The organism is Rhodococcus sp. UFZ-B548 (genome assembly GCF_903819475.1).
GTDB lineage: Bacteria > Actinomycetota > Actinomycetes > Mycobacteriales > Mycobacteriaceae > Rhodococcus_F > Rhodococcus_F erythropolis.
In genome coordinates this window covers 26,942-47,834 of sequence record NZ_CAIJDS010000025.1, presented here as the reverse complement: position 1 = coordinate 47,834, position 20,893 = coordinate 26,942, and the positions used below count along the sequence as shown (strand labels likewise).

At 61.9% G+C, this 20,893-nt stretch carries 19 protein-coding genes; 10 read left to right on the top strand and 9 right to left on the bottom strand.

The window, feature by feature from the left end:
- Nucleotides 1-127: 127 nt before the first annotated feature.
- The 3 genes from eno (at nt 128) to H7C86_RS20990 (ending at nt 3,701) form a co-directional block, all read left to right on the top strand.
- Nucleotides 128-1,393, top strand: a complete 1,266-nt coding sequence (eno, locus tag H7C86_RS21000; protein ID WP_064074693.1) for a phosphopyruvate hydratase — start codon at nt 128-130, stop codon at nt 1,391-1,393.
- Entirely contained in the window at nt 1,390-2,649 is a 1,260-nt protein-coding gene (locus tag H7C86_RS20995) for an MFS transporter (protein WP_064074692.1), read from the top strand. The genes eno and H7C86_RS20995 overlap by 4 nt, the downstream gene beginning before the upstream one ends.
- 356 nt (nt 2,650-3,005) lie before the next feature.
- On the top strand, nt 3,006-3,701 hold the full coding sequence (locus tag H7C86_RS20990) for a phosphatase PAP2 family protein (RefSeq protein ID WP_064074691.1): 696 nt from the start codon (nt 3,006-3,008) through the stop codon (nt 3,699-3,701).
- An 82-nt stretch (nt 3,702-3,783) separates the two neighbouring features.
- On the opposite strand, the gene H7C86_RS20985 is transcribed toward H7C86_RS20990, so the two are convergent.
- The 4 genes from H7C86_RS20985 to H7C86_RS20970 all read right to left on the bottom strand — a co-directional run bounded on the left by H7C86_RS20985 (nt 3,784) and on the right by H7C86_RS20970 (nt 8,539).
- On the bottom strand, nt 3,784-5,298 hold the full coding sequence (locus H7C86_RS20985; RefSeq protein ID WP_064074690.1) for a MutS-related protein: 1,515 nt from the start codon (nt 5,296-5,298) through the stop codon (nt 3,784-3,786).
- On the bottom strand, nt 5,295-6,911 hold the full coding sequence (locus H7C86_RS20980) for a MutS-related protein (protein ID WP_197486185.1): 1,617 nt from the start codon (nt 6,909-6,911) through the stop codon (nt 5,295-5,297). Before H7C86_RS20980 ends, H7C86_RS20985 begins: the two co-directional genes overlap by 4 nt.
- Nucleotides 6,912-7,279: 368 nt before the next feature.
- The gene (locus tag H7C86_RS20975; RefSeq protein ID WP_064074689.1) at nt 7,280-8,155 is read right to left on the bottom strand and encodes a metallophosphoesterase; all 876 of its coding nucleotides are present in this window, start codon (nt 8,153-8,155) and stop codon (nt 7,280-7,282) included.
- A 138-nt stretch (nt 8,156-8,293) separates the two neighbouring features.
- Nucleotides 8,294-8,539 carry a hypothetical protein gene (locus H7C86_RS20970; RefSeq protein ID WP_064074688.1) on the bottom strand — a complete coding sequence of 82 codons (246 nt, stop codon included), beginning with the start codon at nt 8,537-8,539 and terminating at the stop codon, nt 8,294-8,296.
- Nucleotides 8,540-9,184: 645 nt separating this feature from the next.
- On the opposite strand from H7C86_RS20970, the gene H7C86_RS20965 reads away from it, so the two are divergent.
- Nucleotides 9,185-11,542 (top strand): FtsK/SpoIIIE domain-containing protein, encoded by a 2,358-nt coding sequence (locus H7C86_RS20965; protein ID WP_225320448.1) that lies wholly within the window; start codon nt 9,185-9,187, stop codon nt 11,540-11,542.
- Nucleotides 11,543-11,544: 2 nt separating this feature from the next.
- Here the strand turns inward: H7C86_RS20965 and H7C86_RS20960 are convergent, their stop codons facing one another.
- Together H7C86_RS20960 and H7C86_RS20955 are read right to left on the bottom strand one after the other, a co-directional pair.
- Entirely contained in the window at nt 11,545-12,459 is a 915-nt protein-coding gene (locus H7C86_RS20960; protein WP_182262168.1) for a nucleotidyl transferase AbiEii/AbiGii toxin family protein, read from the bottom strand.
- On the bottom strand, nt 12,459-13,256 hold the full coding sequence (locus H7C86_RS20955; RefSeq protein WP_125053277.1) for a type IV toxin-antitoxin system AbiEi family antitoxin domain-containing protein: 798 nt from the start codon (nt 13,254-13,256) through the stop codon (nt 12,459-12,461). Before H7C86_RS20955 ends, H7C86_RS20960 begins: the two co-directional genes overlap by 1 nt.
- Before the next feature lie 222 nt (nt 13,257-13,478).
- Between H7C86_RS20955 and H7C86_RS20950 the strand changes: the two genes are divergently transcribed.
- Complete coding sequence (locus H7C86_RS20950; RefSeq protein ID WP_182262167.1) at nt 13,479-13,844, top strand: hypothetical protein; 366 nt, start codon at nt 13,479-13,481, stop codon at nt 13,842-13,844.
- A gap of 26 nt (nt 13,845-13,870) precedes the next feature.
- Here H7C86_RS20950 and H7C86_RS20945 read toward each other — a convergent pair whose 3' ends face one another.
- Nucleotides 13,871-14,323, bottom strand: a complete 453-nt coding sequence (locus tag H7C86_RS20945) for a helix-turn-helix transcriptional regulator (RefSeq protein WP_041814230.1) — start codon at nt 14,321-14,323, stop codon at nt 13,871-13,873.
- Nucleotides 14,324-14,523: 200 nt separating this feature from the next.
- Here H7C86_RS20945 and H7C86_RS20940 point away from each other — a divergent pair, with 200 nt between their 5' ends.
- From H7C86_RS20940 to H7C86_RS20925, 4 genes are all read left to right on the top strand, one after another.
- Nucleotides 14,524-16,065: a hypothetical protein gene (locus H7C86_RS20940; protein WP_182262166.1), complete on the top strand. Its 1,542-nt coding sequence runs from the start codon at nt 14,524-14,526 to the stop codon at nt 16,063-16,065.
- A 131-nt stretch (nt 16,066-16,196) separates the two neighbouring features.
- The gene (locus H7C86_RS20935; RefSeq protein ID WP_182262187.1) at nt 16,197-16,835 is read left to right on the top strand and encodes a hypothetical protein; all 639 of its coding nucleotides are present in this window, start codon (nt 16,197-16,199) and stop codon (nt 16,833-16,835) included.
- Nucleotides 16,828-17,496 (top strand): TetR/AcrR family transcriptional regulator, encoded by a 669-nt coding sequence (locus H7C86_RS20930; RefSeq protein WP_256933098.1) that lies wholly within the window; start codon nt 16,828-16,830, stop codon nt 17,494-17,496. The genes H7C86_RS20935 and H7C86_RS20930 overlap by 8 nt, the downstream gene beginning before the upstream one ends.
- 139 nt (nt 17,497-17,635) lie before the next feature.
- Entirely contained in the window at nt 17,636-18,439 is an 804-nt protein-coding gene (locus H7C86_RS20925; protein WP_125053269.1) for an alpha/beta fold hydrolase, read from the top strand.
- Between the two features lie 12 nt (nt 18,440-18,451).
- Here H7C86_RS20925 and H7C86_RS20920 read toward each other — a convergent pair whose 3' ends face one another.
- Both H7C86_RS20920 and H7C86_RS20915 read right to left on the bottom strand, forming a co-directional pair.
- Complete coding sequence (locus tag H7C86_RS20920) at nt 18,452-19,234, bottom strand: helix-turn-helix domain-containing protein (protein ID WP_125053267.1); 783 nt, start codon at nt 19,232-19,234, stop codon at nt 18,452-18,454.
- A 266-nt stretch (nt 19,235-19,500) separates the two neighbouring features.
- A complete protein-coding gene (locus H7C86_RS20915) occupies nt 19,501-19,977 on the bottom strand; it encodes a helix-turn-helix transcriptional regulator (protein WP_125053265.1) in 477 nt (158 codons plus the stop codon).
- A gap of 206 nt (nt 19,978-20,183) precedes the next feature.
- On the opposite strand from H7C86_RS20915, the gene H7C86_RS20910 reads away from it, so the two are divergent.
- The gene (locus tag H7C86_RS20910) at nt 20,184-20,888 is read left to right on the top strand and encodes an SAF domain-containing protein (protein ID WP_125053263.1); all 705 of its coding nucleotides are present in this window, start codon (nt 20,184-20,186) and stop codon (nt 20,886-20,888) included.
- Nucleotides 20,889-20,893 lie beyond the last annotated feature (5 nt).

Here is a 20,893-nt window from a genome sequence, read left to right as displayed (position 1 = left end):
ACCGCATTTCGCACCCGACGGAGCGGAACGCCAACGGTCCCTGGTCCAGCACACAACGCTGGCCGGGACTCCTACCCACGAGGTGTCGGTAGCCGGTCAGCGGCAACCACATCCCGAGGGGGACCCGATGTCTGTCACATTCTCGACCATTCGCGCGGTGGAAATCCTGGATTCACGCGGAAATCCGACCCTATCGGTGACCGCGGAACTCTCCGATCGGACCGTCGTCTGCGCCGGTGTCCCCTCCGGAGCCTCGACCGGAACCCGGGAAGCGGTGGAACTGCGCGATCACGATCGCGCCCGCTTCCACGGCCGCGGAGTCTCGCGGGCGCTCGCCCACGTCAACGGCCCCATCGCAGATGCGCTGACCGGCAGAGTCTTCGAAACACTCGCCGACGTCGATCGTGTGATGATCCGACTCGACGGAACCGCCGACAAATCACATCTCGGTGCCAATGCCATCGTCGGTGTCTCCATCGCCGCGGCCCGCGCCTTCGCCGCCAGTGCGAAGCAACCGTTGTGGCGCGCGCTGACCCCGGACGGTGTGCAGCCGCGGCTACCGGTACCGCATTTCAACGTCGTCAACGGTGGCCGCCACGCCCCGAACGCCCTGCAGTTCCAAGAATTCATGATCGCCCCCCTCGGTGCCCCATCGATGGCCGATGCCGTGCGGGCCGGATCGGAAATTTATGCCGACCTCCGAAGCTCGCTCGAACACCGCAACCTCGCAACAGGTCTCGGCGACGAAGGCGGCTTCGCGCCCGAGGTGGCATGGCCGGAAGAAGTGCTCACCCTGCTCGTCGATGCGATCAAGAAGGCCGGCTACATCCCCGGGCTCGGCGACGTGGCGATCGCGTTGGATCCGGCGGCGAGCGAATTCCACACCCACGACTTCTACGAGGTTTCCGGGCAACACGTCACCAGCGCCGAGATGATCAGCCGGTACGAACGTCTGGTCGACGAATACCCCATCTGGAGCATCGAAGACGGATTGAGCGAAGGCGACCTCGACGGGTGGAAACACCTCACCACCACCCTCGGCGATCGGATCCAGATCGTCGGTGACGACAACTTCGTCACCAACCCGGCCATCATCACCGACGCCATCGCCGCCGGTGTGGGCAACGCGGCCCTGATCAAGGTCAACCAGATCGGCACCGTCACCGAAACCCTCGAGGCGCTGAAAATATGTCGAGACGCCGGATACGGGGCGATGATCTCGCACCGCTCCGGCGAAACCGACGACACCTTCATCGCCGACCTCGCCGTCGCATCCGGATGCGGCCAGATCAAATCCGGTGCGCCCGCCCGCGGGGAACGGGTCGCGAAGTACAACCGCCTCCTGCAGATCGCCGACGCCAACCCCCGCCTGCGCTACGGGCTACCGTCGTGACGGAGGCGTCTCGACCTGCCGACCCACCGAACTCCGAACCGACCGACAGTCGCTGGTTGACCCCGGGAGTGCTCGGGGTGGGTGGGGCGTCCCTGTTCAGCGACGCCAGCCACGAACTGGTCACCAGCCTGCTCCCGACGTTCCTCACCTCCACCCTGCATGCCGGCCCGGGGGCGCTCGGAGCGATCGACGGCACCGCGGACGCGTTGACCGGGCTCGCCAAGCTCGCTGGCGGCCCGTTGTCGAACGACCCTGCCCGCAGGTCCAGGCTGGCCGCCTCCGGCTATGTCGGCACTGCGATCGCCACCGCCGCGATCGGGCTGACCACCGCGGTGTGGCAGGTGGCGTTCCTGCGCTCGTTCGCGTGGATCTCACGAGGGGTGCGTTCACCCGCCCGCGACATGCTGCTGACCTCGCTCTCGCGTGACGACTCGTACGGGCGGGCATTCGGTGTCGAGCGTGCGGGCGATAATGCCGGGGCGATCATCGGGCCGTTGGCGGCATCGATCCTGGTCGCCGTCGTCGGTGTCCGGCATGCGATGGTCCTCTCGATCGTTCCGGGCATCCTCGCGGCGGTGGCGATCCTGATCGCCGCCCGCGAAGCCAAACGCTCCCTCGGTGAACCAGCCGGCCGGCGGACCCTCACACTGAACCTGCGGGAGCTGCGGGAAGTGGGGTTCGCCCGCACATTGACGCCGGTGGCAATGTTCGAACTCGGCAATCTCGCCACCACCCTGCTGATCCTGCGGGCGACGGATCTCCTGCAGAGCGGAGGTCGGGATCTCACTGCGGCCACCAGCCTGGCGATCCTGCTCTACGTCGCACACAACGCCGCCGCTACGGTGTGTTCGCTTGTCGCCGGGCAACTCTCGGACCGCATCGGCCCGCGGCTGGTGTTCGCGAGTAGCGCGCTCGTCTACGTGGCGGGGTATCTGGTGTTCGCTGTCGGTCCGCACGCGTGGCCACTGCTTCTGTTGGGGTTCGTTCTCGCAGGTCTCGGGATCGGCGCGGCCGAGACGGCCGAATCGACAGCGGTCGCGAAGACGTTGCCGGAGGGTCTGCGCGGCAACGGTTTCGGGGTTCTCGGCTTGGTGCAGGCGTTCGGTGACATGGGTTCGACGGTCATCGCCGGGATCTTGTGGTCGCTGATCTCGCCGATGGTGGCGTTCGGGTACGTGGCGGCGTGGATGTTCGCGTCGGTGCTCGCATCGCCGCTGCTGCAACCCCGTGACCGCCGCAACTGGACAACGGCATGACCGGGCGACGCTGCGCAGGTACTCGAATCATGCGCTGAGACAAGGACCGAGGGCCGCGTACACCAGCTATCGACGATCTGCCGCACCCCTGCGCGACAAGCGACTCCGAAAAGAGCGAACCACCGGCGGGCAGCGGTTCTCAGCAAATACACAGCGCCATCGGTGAAGACTGCGCACGGAGAGGCCGGTGACGGGCGGCTGGTGCACACAGTGGTGACGGCATCGCGTACCGGGATGGGCAATCGTGGACGATCCGCCACGGGAGTGGGCAGTCGAGTTCTCCGGCGGCCGATTCGCCGGACCGGGTGCTGCGACAAACCGGCGCAACCGACTGACGACGACAGACGAACGAGGACATGAACACACACAATCTTGCGCTCGACGGATCCGGAATCGACGGATCGTCGTATATCGACGTGACCGATTTCGCCCGAGACACACCGTGGCTCAACGAGCCGATGTATCTGTACACCAGCATCGGCATCGCCTTCTTCGGTGTGCTGATCATCGCTGCGTGGTGGAAAGCCCGGCGCGAAGACTCGGCGACCATGGCCGCCGTCGTGGCCGCACCCATCGCCGCGGTCGCCGCGTACCTGGTCAACGACGCGGTCAAAGGGGTGGTCGAGGAGCCGCGGCCCTGCAACTCCTATCCAACTGCGTTCATTCTCGAAAAGTGTCCACCTCTGGCGGACTATTCGTTTCCCAGTAACCACACCGTCGTCGCCGCCGCGGTCGCCGCCGCCCTGTTTTTCGTCAGCTGGCGATGGGGCACGGTGGCAGCGGTGGCCGCCGCCTTGATGGCCTTCTCTCGCGTCTACGTCGGTGCCCACTACCCCCACGACGTCATCGCCGGTCTTGTCGTGGGATTCGTCGTTGGTCTGGTCACCGCACTAGTACTGCGCAAGTATGTGACCGCACTCGTCGAAAAACTCTCGACCGGGCCGCTTCGTCCTCTACTTTCAGGGGCCACTGCGCCCGAACAACCGGAGCACAACGCAATCACCATCACGATGCAAGGTCGGCGTCGAGCAGTGGGCCCGACTAAACAGTGAACAACTCTTCGCCGACCCGGCTAAACCCAGGTAAGAGCACGCCACTCCCGTCGAGAATCGCATCTTTCGTGTCAGGTAGCAGTCAGATCAGAGACGAATGCTCGAGGCGCACTCCGAAGATTCGCTGGTAGAGGTCCTCGCCGAAACTGGTGGGCAACGGTGCGCCCGGGATGATCCGGAAGGTGCGCTCCCCGTCCGGTCTCCGTTCGGCGCGGAGGAAGAGAGTGGTGTCGCTGGCCTCGGTGTGGAGGCTGTCGGCGAGGTCGAACATGTGGGTCACGAAGAAGACGGTGGTTCCGGTGTCCACCAGCCCGTGAAGGATCGAACTCGCTATCTGCGAGCCTTCACGTTCGTTGGTGGAGGCGAAGGATTCGTTGCACAGCAACATCGCGTTCGTCGGCATCAGGTCGATAGTCCGGCTCATCCGGTGAAGTTCCTCGTCGAGTTTGCCGCGCTGCATGGCGGCGTCTTCTTCCCTCTTGAAATGGGTGTAGACGCCGGGGCGCGCAGTGGCCCGCATCGATTGTGCGGGCGCGAACAGTCCGGCTTGCATCATCAGTTGGGTAAGCCCGACGCTGCGCAGGAATCTCGACTTCCCACCCTGGTTGGCGCCCGTGATCATCACCAGTGTGTTCCCGTCGGCGGCGATGTCGTTGCCCACCACACGATCTTCGGCGGTCAGGCTCAGTGCCACGTCGTACATTCCGGTGCAGGTGAACACGGTTTCTCCGGGGCGCGTGGGTTCGGGGAAACAGATGGGTTCGTCGAGTGCGGCGAGGTGCCGGGCGAGATTCAGGGCGCCGATGTAGAAGCCGAGTTCTGTGCGCAGCATCCGAAAGAAGCTCAGGATGTGGTCGGCGGATTGGGCGAGGGCGTTAGCGACGAGGATTACCCCTTGTCCCTTCAGATCGCCCAGTGCCTGTGCGCCGGCGATATCGCGGTCGGCGATCTCGAAGCTGTAGGAGACCGGCTCCTGCATCGCGAAAATCCGTTCCCACCACCGCCGATGAGGCGGTTCGTGGAGAACGTATCTCTCACCTTTGTTGCCCTCGCCCAGGGTGGCACTGAGCAGCGCACCTTGAGGAAAGTGCAACTGCTCGAGTTGGTCCCGCGCGCTACGGAAGAAGGTGTCGTCGAGTTCACGGGCGAGCGTGGTGAACAGTGTCGTGAACCCCTCCGATGTGAACTCCGCGGAATGTTCGGCTCCGATGTTCTTGAGTCGGGCAAGCATGTCGAGGAACATCTCGAGTACCTCAATGGATCGGTGCAGGACCGGATCGGGGGAATGGATCAGCAGTGGATAGTACTGCTTGTGTTCGCGTTCGATCGCCTCGACGGCAAGCTGGTACATCTGCGTGACCACGGCGGGCTGCGCGAAGCAGTCGCGCAGTATCTGTTGCCGGTAGATGATGGCATCCGGGTCGGTCACTGTCGTCAGCAGCGCGGCGTCGGCCACACCGCGCAGGAAAGAATCACCTTCGGCCATTGCATCGAGCATGGTGTCGAGTTCGAGGTCTTTCCTCAGATCGGTGGCGTGAGAGGGTAGTTCGGTTCCGGCGGCGAAGTCGCGGCTGCGGTACATCAGGTGTGCTTTCATGATCGACGTTCCTTCACCTGCTGGTAGGTCAGGCGGTACTTTTCTGCGAGCGTGAGGGCATACGCCAGGCCGTCCGCGCGCTGGCGGACGAGGGTGAAGGTGCGATGCGCCGGATCGTCGGGGTCGACGGCGGCGACCATGCTGACGGTGGCCTCGTTCAGCCTCGACAACTCGTCGACGAACGTGACGTACACACCGAGCATGCCGCGGTCGATGATCCGGTTGAGCACGGCGCCGCCGAGAAGACGGGCGTCCTTGACGGTGGTGGAGGTGAAGGTTTCGTTCATGATGACGATGCTCTCGCTGGTGGCCTGGTCGAGAATGTCGTGAATCCGCTCGAGTTCGTCCTGGAGTTTGCCGCTGAGGTTGGTGATGACCTCCTCGCGTTCGAAATGTGTGAACAGGTGATCGTAGAGATGCAATCGGGCCCGGTGGCCAGGGACAAGGCAGCCCAGGCGGCCCAGGTAGTGCATTTGTCCGAAGGTGCGCGCGAAGGTGGTCTTGCCGCCCTGATTGGGTCCACTGACCACGATGACGCGTTCTCGGCCCGTCAGTGCGAAGTCGTTGCACACCACCGCTCGTTCGGGAACAAGGCGTTCGGCGAGCGCGATATCGAATGTGTCGAACGCGCTGACCTCATGGGACCGATCGGTGACGTGGGGGTAGCAGAACTGCAGGCCGGCGTGTTCGAACCGGTCGAGGTAGTCGAGATAGACGAGGTAGAACTGGATCTCGCGGTCGAAGTCGTCGATGACCCGGTCGAGGAATCCACGGTTGTGCTGACAGAACTGGTTCAGTTCTGCGAACTCGCGGGGATGTAGTCGGGCGAGAAGATCCAGTACGTGCGCTTCGACGTGGTTCAACCCCCACCCGGCGGTGTTGCGGAGATGGTGCTCACGCACCTCGCCTTGCTTGAACTTCTCGAATGTTCTCTCCACCTCAGTGCTGTAGTCCGATTCGCCGTCATATCTTCGGACCGTGATGCGGTCACCCTTGATGATCAGGCAGTACCGGATGCCCGACAGTGCCCGCTCGACATTGTCCAGATCACCTCGCAGCGTGGAGAACTCCGGGCCCTGGAGATAATCGGCGAGGTAGTCGCGGAATCTACGCAGACCCGACGATCGTAGGGACAGAACAGTGAGGTTGTCGGACAAGCGGGTAGTGGCCACGGCGAAAACGCGGACAGCCATGAGAAACCAGGCCTGCTGTTCGCGGGGGTAGTACCGCTTACGGGCACGGGCGAGGTGTGTGCGCATCTCGTGCATCCCGGCCGCGAACTCGTCGACCGCCGACCGCACCTCCTCCATCTGCACGTCGCGGAAGACCTCGTGTCGGTAGGTGATCGCCGCGGTATCGGTCAGGGCCGTGTGGAAGAACTGCTCGAGGTCGTACTCCTCGTGGCCGGCGACGATCGATGTCACGACCTGCTCGAGGTTCAGATCGCCGAAGAACTCGGGCGGATTCGTCTCGAGAGGTGGTGCGGTTGCGGGGTTTTCGAAGAGGATGCTGCGAAAACTCTCGGCTGTCATAGCTGCCGCGTCGTCGTCGGGTGCGTACGTGCGATGAATGGCGTCGACATTGTGCATTGGAAGGGGCGGTCGGACGTTCATCCGGATCTCCTCTCGGTCAGTCGACCGAGCTGTTAGATCCTCGTGATCAGTGCGGCCCCGGTCAGCATCGAATATCTGACCAGGAACCGTTGGCTCCACCCGTACGGATGCCGGATGAGCGCACATTGTGGCGAGTCCCACCGCCATGCAAGCTAACTATCAGAATACTCCGTGTCGATCCTGCCTGACCAGCATGCGGTCACCGAACCCGCGTCGAAGAACTCGAAATCCCGTGCCGTGCAGAAGAACAGCACATGTGAGCGCAGGATGCGCGGACGAGCCGACCCTGTCTGATTCCGAGGCACACGAGCAGGCGGACATCGGAAGTGAGGACTGCTATGGCGGCGGTTCGATCGCCGCGGCACCCCTCACGCGGTATACGACGGAAGGACACCGTCGGGAAGGTCCTCCGGCGTTGAAAACCCGGGAGCCGACGCCGCGGATTGCCCTCGACAACTCCACCGGTGACGACCGAGATCGGCGAGGTTCACCACGACCATGTTGTTGTCGATCGGATCATGGTTGCGGCCCAGACCGTCGATGAGCGTTCGATAACCTGTGCCGTGCAGCAGTGCCTGGTGACGGTGGTGGAAATGGCCGTGCCACAGGCGTGCCGGTTGCACGTGATCGACGATCTCCCGTAATCGTTGCCGATTGGCTTCCGACGCGGCCAATTCCCGTGGTGGGAAGCCGTACCGATCGCGCTGCATTCCGGGAACCGGAATTCCGGCCGGGCAGTCATGACAGAACATGACATCCGCGAGGCCACCGGTGATCGCCGCGTCCATCTCGCCGGTGTCGATCGTTTCCTGCGGCCACCACGACGTGCCCTCGATCCGTAAGAACCGATCGATGGAGTACGCGCCACCCATCGCCAGGCATGTCGTCGATCCCCACGACCACCGCAATCCACGGGGCAGATGCACGATCCGTTCTCGCAGGTACCGAAGACCGTCCGGTGCGACGGGACGCGCCAACAGCGCGTCGAACGCTTCATGATTGCCGTCCACGAAACCCAGGACCAGATCGAACTCGGTGAGAGCAGCGTCGAGTGCATCGAGGTAGGCGTCGGTGAAGCGATACCCGAAGTCGCCGAGATGGACTACCACGTTCGCATTGCGTTTGGCTGCATGTTCGATCGCCTCGACCGCATATCGAGTGTCGGCATGCCAGTCCCCTGCAATCGCAATACGGTTGGGAGAGTTGAGGAATCGTCCCGTCGTGGGCTGGTGAGCTGTGTACATAGCGGAACCTTCGGCCGTGATCTCTGCTGTTCGAAGAATGGTGAAGTTCCGAGCGGTCCTGCGCGTCGACGACGCCCCGAAAGGTGTCGACGATGCCGAGAATCGGCAGCCACACCGTCGCGGTATTTTCCGGTGCCTTCACCGATGCGATGCGGCAGAGCGGCCTACCTTTCCGAGCGATACGTCGCTCGATTCGAGGTAGGGACCGTTGGCGGCGCGAACACCGCATTTGGTGGTGGGCCCCACCACCACTGTTCCGGTCAACTTTACTCCCGCCGGCGTACGTTCCCATACTGCAGTGTGGACGAAACCGCCGAACTCGAAGGTGATGTAGACACGCCACCGTCGAATCGTCACCAAGCCAGGTGTGGTGTGCGGCACCATCTAACCGAGCGTGAAATTACCGATGTCTCCCCGACCTCGTCTCGGTTGTACCCGACGTTCTCGACGAGACCTCACTTACCCAACCCCACGAGTACAGGCAACGCATGTTGAACCGCCGCCCGGCAAGTTCGAAAACCTTGATGTGGCCCGGTGTCGAGATGTGGCGAGGATCGACGGAACTCGCTGCACCTTAAGGACGGCCTTGGCGCTTCTACGCGCCTCAGGTACTTTGAGCCGCACCGAATCCCGCCGGCTCAACCAAAATGATTCCTCCCAGGTCGATGCCGCGGAGAAACATCAGATTCAATGAGTCTGAACACTATTGATGTGAGCGCGAGTTGTTCTACGAGTTCCGCGAAGGGGAGTTGCCGTGGGAGTGCCATGGGATGCCTCCCATGAACATCTCACTCGTGGTGCATCTGATGCGGGGCGGTGTCGGATTTACACGTAGCTGTTCCGGCTTGAGTGAAAGTGGAGAGAGATTTCTTCGGCCGCGATGTCACTCAGCTCGGGTTGGCGGGATCTTCCTGCGAGTAGAAGAACCATTCGAGGCAACTGCGCGTGCGCGCGGTTGGCCGACCACAGGAGGAGCGCCATGCAGATGCAGACCGGATTCGATCGCCGTCGGGTGATCGGGGGTCGGCGATGACGAGTCCTGCGCAGGAAAAGGCTCCCGCCAGATTCGCTCGTACCCCTCGCATAAGTTCACTGCCGGCGCGGTCGCGGACTTGGGTTCGCGACAGCTTCTGCCTCGGAAGCGCGGCAGTGGGTGTCGGCGCCGGGGCGCCGCTGTTCGGGTATGCCGCCTTGTCAGTTCCGGCGGCCGCAGGACTGTCGATAGGCGCGGTGTACGCCGGAGTCGCGGGGAAGAAAAAACAACTGCGCGATGTCGAGGTCGACGAAGTAATCGAACGACTCTGCCCAGTCATGGGAATCCCGGAAGCGACGCGGGCGGTGTTGTCGGTATCGAAGTGGAGCGGAGGGACTCCGGGCGTGCCGGGAAAACTCACCGTGTATTACACGTCGGCGCAGCCGCTGAACGACGACACATGGTTCGACGACATTTGCGAGGTTTTCGAAGACCAGGGGTGGGGGTTCTTTGCACTCGCCGAGCACGATCCCAACCGTCGGCGGTTGATCTTCACGCCCGCAGCGGAGCCGGAACGAGAGCCCTCTGACAGTGAAGCGGTGGCGCGTGCAAAACGCTATGTCGGGCAACTGCTGGGACCGACCGCAACAGTGACTGCGATTGATGTCGATACCAAGACAGGTGAAGTCACCTCCATGATGGTGCGGCACGAAATCGGATCGAAGCTCGTGTCTGATGGCTATCGCACTCGTGTCGAACGCGCGATCAATGCGATGTTCCCCGGACGCTGGCGTGCAAAGTGGAACCATCACACGGACGAGGTGACGTTCGAGCAACGTGCTGCGTTCCCCGACAGCGTTTGGCTGCCCGCCCCGGACATCGACCCGGATGTCGATTTGTTGGCCAGCTACGACTCAGTGGAGATCCCCTACGGGGTCGACGAAGACGGCAACGAGGTGGTGTGGCGCCCCGCGATCGATCCGAATCTGATGCTGATCGGACCTCCCGGTAGCGGCAAGACAGTGACGGCACACAACCTGTTGGTCAACTTCTCGCGCCGCGGATGGCCGATCTGGGTGCTCGATGGAAAATATGTCGAATTCCTCGGCTTCCAGGACTGGCCCAACGTCCAAGTGGTCGCCACGACCATCGAGCAGCAAGTTGCGATGGTGCATCGTGCACGCGACTTGATGGAGTACCGCTACCAGAAGATCGTCACCGGCGAGGCAACGGAAGCGGATTTCGAACCGGTGCTGGTGTTCCTCGACGAGTGGGCGGAATTCCGCGGCAATGTCGAAGACTGGTACACCTCGGTCAAACCGAAAGGCGGCCCGAGACAACCACCGGTGCTCGCCATGCTGGCGTCGATGGCACGCAAAGCGCGTACCTCGCGAGTGCATCTGGTCTTCGGTACTCAGCGTCCCGACGCGATCTACTTCCTCGGCGACATGCGCGACAACTTCGCGATGCGCATCTCCATGGGACGGCTCTCACCTCAAGCGGCCACCATGATGTGGCAGTCTCCGACGATCGGCACGAGCGTTCCGCGCAAGTGCCGCGGGCGAGGCACCACTGTCACCGACAACTATCAGCCGCTCGAAATCCAGTGCTACCGCGTGCCGGATCCACGAAAGACCCGTGACGGTACTCCGGACGCCGATCTCCTCGACAGGCTCCGGCCACCGGTGACCAGACACCCGCGGTTGCTGATCGTTCCTCCGGAATCTCTCCCGGACATCGACGCCTCCGACGAAACGTCAGAACCCGCACCTTTGACCTATTTCGACTACGTCGCCGCTGACTGGGTCCTTGCCAGTGACCGGCCCGACCTCGACCCGGTACTCAAGCGAGCACGGATGAACCGCGATACCGATCGCCGAATCGCATCGCCGACCGCATTGTTGGGTCTGTTGGGGGCGCCCGAAACTCCGACGAAGCGACCAGCGATGGCGGACTTCGTCGACCTCGACACCTACCGCAGACCGACGCTCGCGAAAAACGATCCCGCAGCTGCGGCGGCGTTTCTCGACAAACTGGCCGATCCTGCAATCCGAACAGAACAGTCGAACCTCGACCAGACCCGAACCAGACTCACCGTCGTCAAGGAGGCGGTCGATGATGCGGCTCTAAGCGAGGAATCGGACTATGCATTCGCCAGTGGAGACGAACACGAGGACCAATACGGACCTGTCCAGGATGTTCGCGCCGCTGACGTGGCACTGGGTGATCTGTTGTTGATGGAGGACACCGACGAGTGGGTCGTTGTCGACACCGAACCCGAGCCCGACATCATCGAAGACTCGTTGCTCTCGTTGACCTGGCGCAGTGACACCGACGAGGTGGGCGATCTTGCGATTCCGGACAGTTCCTACGTCTCGATCCGCAAGCCTGTTCAGGTACCTGAACTGGTGTGACCTCAGTCGAGCTCGGCCGGCACCCACTGCCGCGCGGCGGGGTCCCATGTCCCTGTGGATCTCCGCCCCGACAGCAATGGAGACAGTGCACGGCTGAGCTCGGCGAGTGCGTCGTCGAGCGTATGAAGCTCGGATTTCAACGATGTCTTCGACGCGAGTGCACGATAGCCGGCGGCCCAGCTCGGCCCGGGAGATGCAAGCGTGTGGGGGAGTGTGAGCACGCGGCGGGTTTGTTGGGCCCGTAGTGCGTTCACAGTGTCTTTGGCGTCGACCGTGCATGAGGTGATGATGAGTAGCAGATCAACGAGATCACGGAATCGCGTTGAGGGAGTGACCTTCTGAGGCCCGTGAAGTTCGTACATCGCGCACAGTTTGTCAGCGATCTGGTCAGCGATAGGTACGACCGTGAAGGCCGGCAGCGTCGAGACGTCTGCGATCTCGACGGCAGGGCGGGGCTGTAGTCGTTCCACCGGTCCGATCAAGGTGCGTTCGATCGCAATGTCGATCGGAAAGTTTCCTACGCGCGTAGTGCCGAGATAAACGGTTGCTTTCAATTGAGCACCCCGACTGACGCCGGTCAGTGATCCTTTCGCCTCGATCTCGAAAGTGAACCGGTCCAGGTCCGGGCGGACGCTTAGAGCTCGTAGTTCGTCGACGGCACCGATGATGTCTGTTCCGGGATGAAGCAGATCGACGTCTTGGCTGTGACGGGCCCCAGGGATGCGAACGAGCATTCCACCGCCTCCGGTGAGGATCCACCGCGAATCAGGTGACGAGAACACCCTCGCCAGGAACCGCTGGGTGAAGTACTCGCGTTGAAGTTCCTCAGTCGTGCGACCGGATGTCTTTGCCTGGCTTCCCAGGCGTGCCAGCAGTGCCCGGTGAAATGCTGCTGCCGACGGATAGTGTTGTGCCACTATACGATTCCTTGTTTACGCAGCGCGCGAAGTGCGGCGGGCAGGGCGGGATCACGCAGAATATTCAGGACGCCGGGACCGTGCCCGACCTCGCCAGCGGCTTCCTCCTGGCGAGAGGCTCTCGTATCGGTCGGTGCGGACCTCAGGTCCGAGGCGGCGACATCGTCGATGAGGGCGGCGATCAACCCTGCTCCGTCACCGAGGGGTGCGCCGTAGAGGTGCGCAAATGGGCGCAGTTCGGACTCCAACTGCCCCCGCGAGACCTGATCGGTGCGCAATGCATCCCACACCACGCCAGCGAGGTGTCCACCGTCTGTTCGAGAAGATGCGAGGTCGACGATCGTCCTTGCTGTCGTCGTGACGGGCAGGCCATCGAGTAGAGACCAGTGTGTGGGGTCCAGCGTGGCGACGTGGAAACGGACTCCGTCGCTACGTGTGTTGCGCCGGCGCGGAACGGTGAACTCTGCAATGTCAGCATCGATGTCGCCGAGTTGTCTCAAGTCGGCAGCCGTTCGATGAGAGGCGACCCCGCGGGGATCGGCACTGCCGATGCGCTCTGTCGCCGAGCGTGTCGGGTCGAGTGCAAGCCACTGGGCGCGCACGTGATCGGTGGGGTGAATCGGCGTCCCTGTCAGCCGGTACACGCCATGTCTGATGCGGGTGAGGATGAATCGGTCTGCCAACCGCTTGAGGTGTTGCGCACTTACGCCCGACTCGGCGGCCTGCGCTGAGGTGAACATACCCCACTGGTCCTGGGCGAGGTCAGCCAGCGCCAGGAATCGATCATCACCTTTCATGCACCAATAATATCACTCTAGGTGTAATTATCGACGACCCAAAACGGAGTTTTAGTGATACTGCCCCGCATCGGACGCAGACCGAAAGCGTGTCAATCACCTGCCCGTCACGTGCGCCGCCCAGGGGCCGAAATTTGTTTGCCGACTCGTGTCACACAGGACGTCTCGACCGGATCTTCCTACTCGTAGAAGCCCAATTCCGGCGACACGAGGAGATCGGTCATGTTCGAGAGCCAGTCAGAACCCCAGCGGCCCACCGCGGGTACGGCGAACGCGGCAGGACTGTCTGACGCGGATCAGATGTCCCTGCTGATGGCAGCCCCACTGATCTTCGGGATCGTCGTCGGCGCCATGCCGGCCATGTCGGCAAGGGCCACGGCCTGGCTTCTCGAACACAACATGATCATCGCCGCAGCGGAATCGCCCTTGCTGGCCCTTCCTGGAGCGGAAGGCGCTGGCCTCGATATCCGCCGGCTCATCGTCGTGGCCGCAGTGCTTGCGGTAGCGGTAGCCCTGGCGGTCAGCGGCTTACGCCAGGCAGTTGATCGTCGTCGTCAGCAGCGGCTGCGAGTGGGTGATCAAGGGTGAGGAAACTCGCAGGTCCGGGATGCGCGCTAGCTGGTCTTGGGAAGGGGGCGGAGAGGTCTGGTTCGGGCTCGGATGAACGCGGCACGGATCGTCTGGATCTCCACATGCAGAGCCTCGCCCAGTGCGGTGGCGTGGCGATCGGCGAGAGTCCCTTCGCCGCGCTCGATCCTGCCGATCGTCGTGGTGCTCAGGCCTGTGCGGCCGGCGATATCCTTCTGGGTCATTCCCGCGAGATTGCGCAGGTCAGCGATCGTCCTGTTCTTCTCTGGCACGACGATCAGTTGATCAAGAGGGATGCCGAGTTGCTCAGCGGCGCGCGCCAGATGGTCAGGCGACGGTTGCGATCGTTCGGTTTCCCAATTGTGAACGGTGGTCGGGTCCACGCCGATTGCGCGGGAGAGGTCGCCACGGCTGATCTTGGCCGCGGTTCGAGCCTTTTCGAGGGCCTTCGGCTGGAAGCCGTTCAAAGGCAGTCTCACCTGGATTGTCCGTTCATCGCTGGACATCCTATTGAAGATGTAGATACCATCGTTGCATACCGGGTTTAGATTCCAGTGATAAACACCAGAACGGCCTCAACCAGCGACCATTCGCTGTTCTCGACCACCCGGTGCGCTCGAGTACGAACTGTTCACACGTACATGCGGCCTGACCAGCCGCTAACGGAAAAGAGCTTCCGATGACCACCAGCACCGCAGCACCACAACGCACGTCCGAAATCTCCAGCAGCCGACGCGGCTGCCGTTCCTCTGCACGCCAAGCGTCGGTAGCTAGACTGAATACAGCCGGAATCCCCGCCCGGTCTACTACACCCAGTCGCGACGACGGGTGGTTCCAGACATCGCGACAATCGGGTTCAGGGGGACGTGACGGGCAGGCTTGGACACCTGCCCGTCACGTCGATACATCAGTCGACCTCGCAGACGTTCGCTACCACGTCAACGCTCTGATGTGCGCCGGAATGACAACCGAGCTGATCGCTCAACTTGCATCACTGCCCGTCGAAATCATCCGGGCGTTGCGCAAGACTTCCACGACGTCAGCACCACAACGTGTCGTCGACGCCGTCCTTTCAATCACCTTCCGCCCCAGCCGCGGCCGCGATCTCACGCCGGCGGTGGGAGCACACCGACGTCTGCGTGCACTCAACGCAATGGGCTATGGAGACGGTCTCCTGGCAGCTCGTCTCGGCGTCGACATCGACGTCGTCACTGGCATGCCGACCAAGAGCCTCATCTCCAGTGGGCTATGGAAGGCGATCGCCGGTATCTACGACGAGCTGTCCATGCACCCGGGCCCGGATGCCGAAATTCGTGACCGATCACGCGCGGATGGCATCGTGCCGCCGCTCGGGTGGGACGACGACGAAATCGACAACCCCAAGGCGCGGAGTCAGGAACGAGTTCAACCGCGACACGGTGGGGGAGGTGTTCCCGTTGACGAGGCAGTCGTGATCCGCCGGCTCGGTGGGGAGCAGTTGCCGCTACGCCTCTGCGAGCGACGCGAGATCGTGCGCATTGCGTTCGAACGAGGTTGGTCTCCTTCCGAGCTCGCGGCACGGCTTTCCATCAAATACGACTCGGCAGTCACCGAATTGAGCCGCTACCGGCGCGCACTTGCACGTGATGCAGCGGCCAACAGCGATTCATCGACAGAAGAGAGTGGCCCACAGGAAACGGCCGCTGAAGTCCTTGGTGTTCGCGAAGAATCCGACGAACTGTCTCCTGTCGAGCCCCTGTCGGGTCGGGAGCTGGAACCGATCTCGCTCGACGAGGAATTGCTGGAAGATGCGACATCGAGCGCTCGCGCGTCCGCCGCGCTCAACCGGAGGGTCGAACGAGTCCAGTTGTCTGGTTCTCGGTCGGGACATAGGAATGGCGCGACACCGCTCCGCCCGCCGCGCCACATGCTGCGCACTCTGAGTACGCGGTGCCCCCGTGTAGGCCCTGGCGGCATTTCCCGCCACACATCCAGCCGAGACATACTGCGTCCCAATCCGATTGATCGATCCATCAAGCCAAATCAACATGTAGACGATGCAATGCTGCGCTCGCCATCGGCGCCCGCACGCGCCTCGCGGCGGCGAGGTCTCTTCTTCGCAGGGGCCGGCGGGAGGGCATTCACATACGGCCCGGTGGATGGTCAGCTGCGGCGAGAGGTAAACCGTGGCAGTCAACCGCAGGGATACTTGCGCCCGATCGACATTGCCGACACCGGCTGAAGTACATCTCGGCAAGATCTCCATTGGACGCTGAAAAGCGTTTCTTGACAGCGGATTACAAAATCGCATCACGTTCTATTCATATACAGACATCTCCGGTCTCGACCCGAGACCCCAGACGGGACCTGCTCATGAACACGACATTCGCCTCCGCGCTCAACACCATGACACCCGGCGACGCTGTTATGTGTCTTGCTGCCGGAACGGTCGAGCTTGCTCTCGATGACGCACCGGAATCAATGCGCTGGCACTGGTTCGCCGATCTCCTCGACTCGCAATGGGGGTTAACCGGCAGGCTCGCGCCCATCGTGACCGAGCCGGTCATGTCCGAACTGGAGCAAGCTGCCCGTATGTGCCACGCCGCAGCACAGCATCCGCTAGACCCGCAGGTCTGGATATCGGCATACCAATCCACAACAGCGCTGGTAGAAGACCCTGCGGTGATCTCAGCAGACGCCCTGCACCTCGCGCTCTCCGCAGCCAACGACATCGCACTGGAAGCAATGGACACTCCGCATCCTGATTTTTCGGTCGCCGTCACGCTGGCATTCGAAGCGCTGACATCGGTGGTGGCCGTCGACCGCGAGGTGTCCAGAAGTTGGATTCTGACTGCAATCGGAGAATGGGTCGCGAGGACAGAATCGGATCAGTCAGGCCTCCGATCTGCACAATCGCGCACTAACGCTGACAATAGGCAGATTGCAAATGCTTCCGTTGTTTCTGCAGGATGTAGCGAGAAGACACTGCTGAAAGTGAGAGGGAATGCGTGAAACCGTCGTCCAATCAGAGCCGATGAGTCCAGGTCATTTCGGTTCACCCAGCCCATCCGTCGTCGGGGGCGCGGTCAAAGGAAGGCGACGGCAGAAACGGGCGGGGATTACTCGCGAGAAAATCGTCGACGCCGCCGCACGTCAGTTCGATGCTTGTGGATTTGCCGCGGCAAGTATCAACACCATCATCGAAAACGGGAACCTGACCAAAGGTGCAATATATTTCCATTTCTCTTCCAAAGAGGAACTGGCACAACAGGTTATCGAACGATGGTCAAATATGGTGAATGACGAGTACGTGGCTCTCGGAGAGGCTGGTGATAGGTCCCCCTACCGCCAGCTGGTGCGGTTCTGCAGCGAGATGGCGCACCGTATCGATGCCGATCCCATCCTGCGTGCTGGGTTACTTCTCACTGTCGAACCATCCGTTACGGGCGGGAAAACTGCATATATGAAGTGGCACAAGAGCATTGATGAATTGGTTGTCCGCTCCATAGAGTCAGGCGAGATAAGCGACCGTCCCGCAAGCTACCGACTATCTGATCAGGTGTGCGCGACATTCATTGGCGGGGCTCAACTTCATTCGGTTGATGTGGGCTCACCCAATCTGCGAACACGGATAGTCGACGTGTTCGACGGACTTACCGGCGGTCCGGACTAGCCGAAACCTCGCCTTCTACGCCGCCCCGCAGAGGCCCTGGATCTTCCCACGGAGCCTGAAAATCTACCGCGCCCGTGTTGTATGCACGTGAGCGGACTCGAATCCCCGGTCGGAAAAGGTCACCCCTAGTATCGGGTTCGTGCCGAACGTGAGAACGCCCGACGCCGATATCTATTACACCGACAGTGGGGGAGAGGGGCCCGTCCTGCTGCTCGGGCATGGATTCTTCATGGATTCGTCGATGTTCGCCCCGCAGATCGATGCCCTCGCCAGCAATGTCAGGGTGGTTGCCTGGGACTCGCGCAGACACGGACGAACAACCGATCACGGCGCCGCATTCACGTATTGGGATTTGGCTCGAGACTCCCTGGCGGTCCTCGACGATCTCGAGATCGAGACAGCAATCGTCGGCGGAATGTCGCAGGGCGGCTACACCGCGCTACGGACGGCTTTGCTCGCTCCCGAGAGAGTCCAAGCGCTCCTGCTACTCGACACCGAAGCATCTGCCTGCACCGATGGCGAGAAAGCCGGATACAAGGCCATGTTCGATCAGTGGTGCAGCGATGCCCCGATCGAACCGCTTGTCGAAGCTCTGGCACCACAATTGATCGGCGGTGACTCGCGAGAGTCGTGGGCGCCGTGGATCGAGAAATGGACGACAAGCGATCGTCGAGCGATTCGACCGGCCGCAGAGTGCTTGATCGAACGCGACGATGTCGTCGACCGGTTGAGTGCTATCGAGGTGCCGGCGTTGATCATCCGTGGCGAACACGACATGTCCGCGCCTGCGGCCAAAGCAAAACAGTTGTACGACCATTTACCGCTCGCAGTTCCAGTCCTCACCATTCCTGGCGCAGGTCACGCAGCCAATTGGACCCACCCGCAGCCCGTGAACGAGACCATCGCGGCCTTCGTGACGATGGTTGAAACAGGCTGGCTGTAGAAGTTTGAGCAGCTATTCGGTTCCCGGGATTCGCACGCCTAGGTACATCTGTACGGGGTAGTCACCACGCATTTCCGTGTGTACCTGGACATGAACGCGGTATTCCTCGCCGGTGTCGGCATCGCGCAGATGCATGAATGGCTGGTGTCGGCCGAATCGAACATCCTCTTTGCCCCACAGGCGCCGAAATGCAGGGAACTTGCTCAGTTCTTCCAGGGTTTCGATCGCCCATTCAGGGTTGTAATAGCGTCCCATCAATGCGCGGAACCAGTTCACCGTCAAGGTCGTCTCGGCTTCCCACTCCACCATGACTTGCTTGGACTGCGGTGTGGAGAAGAACCAGCGCAAAACATTGCCGTCGTCGAGAAGGCCTGGAAAGGCGCGATCATAGGCAGCGTTGCATTCGATGACATTCCATCGCTCATCCAGATAAGCCACCAGATGTGGATTGAGCGCTGTGATGACCGTGCGCATCTCGGGTGTGATGAGTGATCGGTATTGCTCGATCGTCCACGGGGTGGTCGATGTTTCCCGTTCCGTTTGAGTGCGGCGAGCAAGGTTGTACAGGTGTCGGCGCTGGGCCGGATCGAGGCCGAGTTCCCGTGATGCTGCTTCCAGAAATTTGACTGAAGGGTTCGGCGATTCGTTACGTTCGATCTGCGTGATATGGCTCACGCTCCAGAAAATATTCGCCGCGAATTCGCTCCTCGTCAGACCGTCCGGGTGCTGCGGTGTGGATCTGGTGCGCAACGCGCGCAGGTAATCGCCCAGGTTGGGCGGTCGGACGGTATCCATGCATGACCTTTCGTGAGTATCTGTAACGAGACAAACACCCAAAAGCTGACCTACGGCGAAAAGTCAATACTCGCAGGTAACACTCTTTAGTGGTACCGACCAGACTCGCGCCGGTAACACAAACCTGCTGTGCTGTTTCGCGAAAGACTCACAGCTGCGTGGCAGGCAGGAGAGTGAAACCAGCAGGGAGGCGAGTCAACACCGGGGTGGGGAGACCCTCGGAGTTGCTCCAGAGGGGGATAGCCATGCCACGTTTACGGCGAGGCTCAAGCAGGCGTTCCAGGAGGTCGCCGCTTGGCCTTCATGTACGCCCGATTCACCTGTTCCCCAGAAATCCCCAACGCCTCCGCCAAAGCAGTCTGGATCTTGTCGGTGAGGGCGATCTCACCGCGTTCGATGCGCGTGATCGTCGTAGTCGTCAACCCGCACACTTTGCCGAGCTGGGGTTGGGTAAGTCCGACCAAGCATCGATAGTCACTGAGAAAGCGCTCCTCTGGATCCGTGACGACGACGTCGCCGACTTGGATGTTCAACGCATTCGCGGCTCTGGCCAGGAAATCTATCTGAGGAGACACGGCGCCGATCTCCCAGTTGCGGATGGTCGCGGCGGTCGTGTCCGCCAGGCGGGCGACATCGCCACGGGACATCCGAGCTGCCTTTCGGGCAGCTGCGAATGCGTCTTTATCGAAGCCGCGCAGGACGTTGCGGCTCATCGGATTGGTCCGTCCATCGCTAGACACCATGCCGCAACCCTTCTAATATGCCATCCAGATTGGCTTTTAGATTTGTCACCAAGATTGACAGGGATTGCGGCGAACGTACCGCCACCGAAAAGCCGAGGCAAACCGTTCTGCAGCGCAGTTGGCGCCAGCCAGTCCAGGTCCCGACCTACTGTCCCCGTACGACCTGCCCACCCTGTCCACTCGTCCACTGTGAAGGACCACCACACATGGCATCCCTACTGACCAAAAAGATCGATTCCATCCGCTCGTCCGGTGACAAACAACCAGCACATAACGGCGCAGACCCGGATAGCCCACCCGACCTGACTACCCGCGCGCGAGTGCGCAGACGCCCGATCTACCTTGCAATCGGCGTCGCCCTTGTCGTCGTCGCCGTCATCGGCATGCTCGCCGCAGTCAGCGCGATGCGCGCCACGACCGACGTTCTCGTCCTCGCGCGCGACGTCCAACAGGGCCAAATCATCGAATCGAAGGACCTCGCGGTGAAAACCGTCAACGTCGACGCCGACCTGGGTGCCCTCTCGGCGGGTGAACGAGGTCGTGTCATCGGAATGAGTGCCGGCACTCGATTGCCGGCAGGAACAGTGCTGATGCCCGCGGCCGTCACCGACCAGGTGGTGCCCGGAGAAGGCTTGACGATGGTCGGCATCACCGTGGGATACCCACACCTACCGTCGGAAGCAATTCTTCCCGGAGACATGATTCGCGTCGTAGACACCCCCCGAGAAGGCGATGACCCGCCGGTTACGGGACCTATCAACACAAAGGCGCAGGTCTACTCGACGACCACGATCGCGGAAGCGGGCGAAACCACTCTCAACCTCCTGGTCCCGGAAGCCGAAGCAAACTGGGTCGCCGCGCGGGCTGCGACCAAGCGCGTGTCCATCGTCCTCGACAACCGAGTGCGGTGATTTCC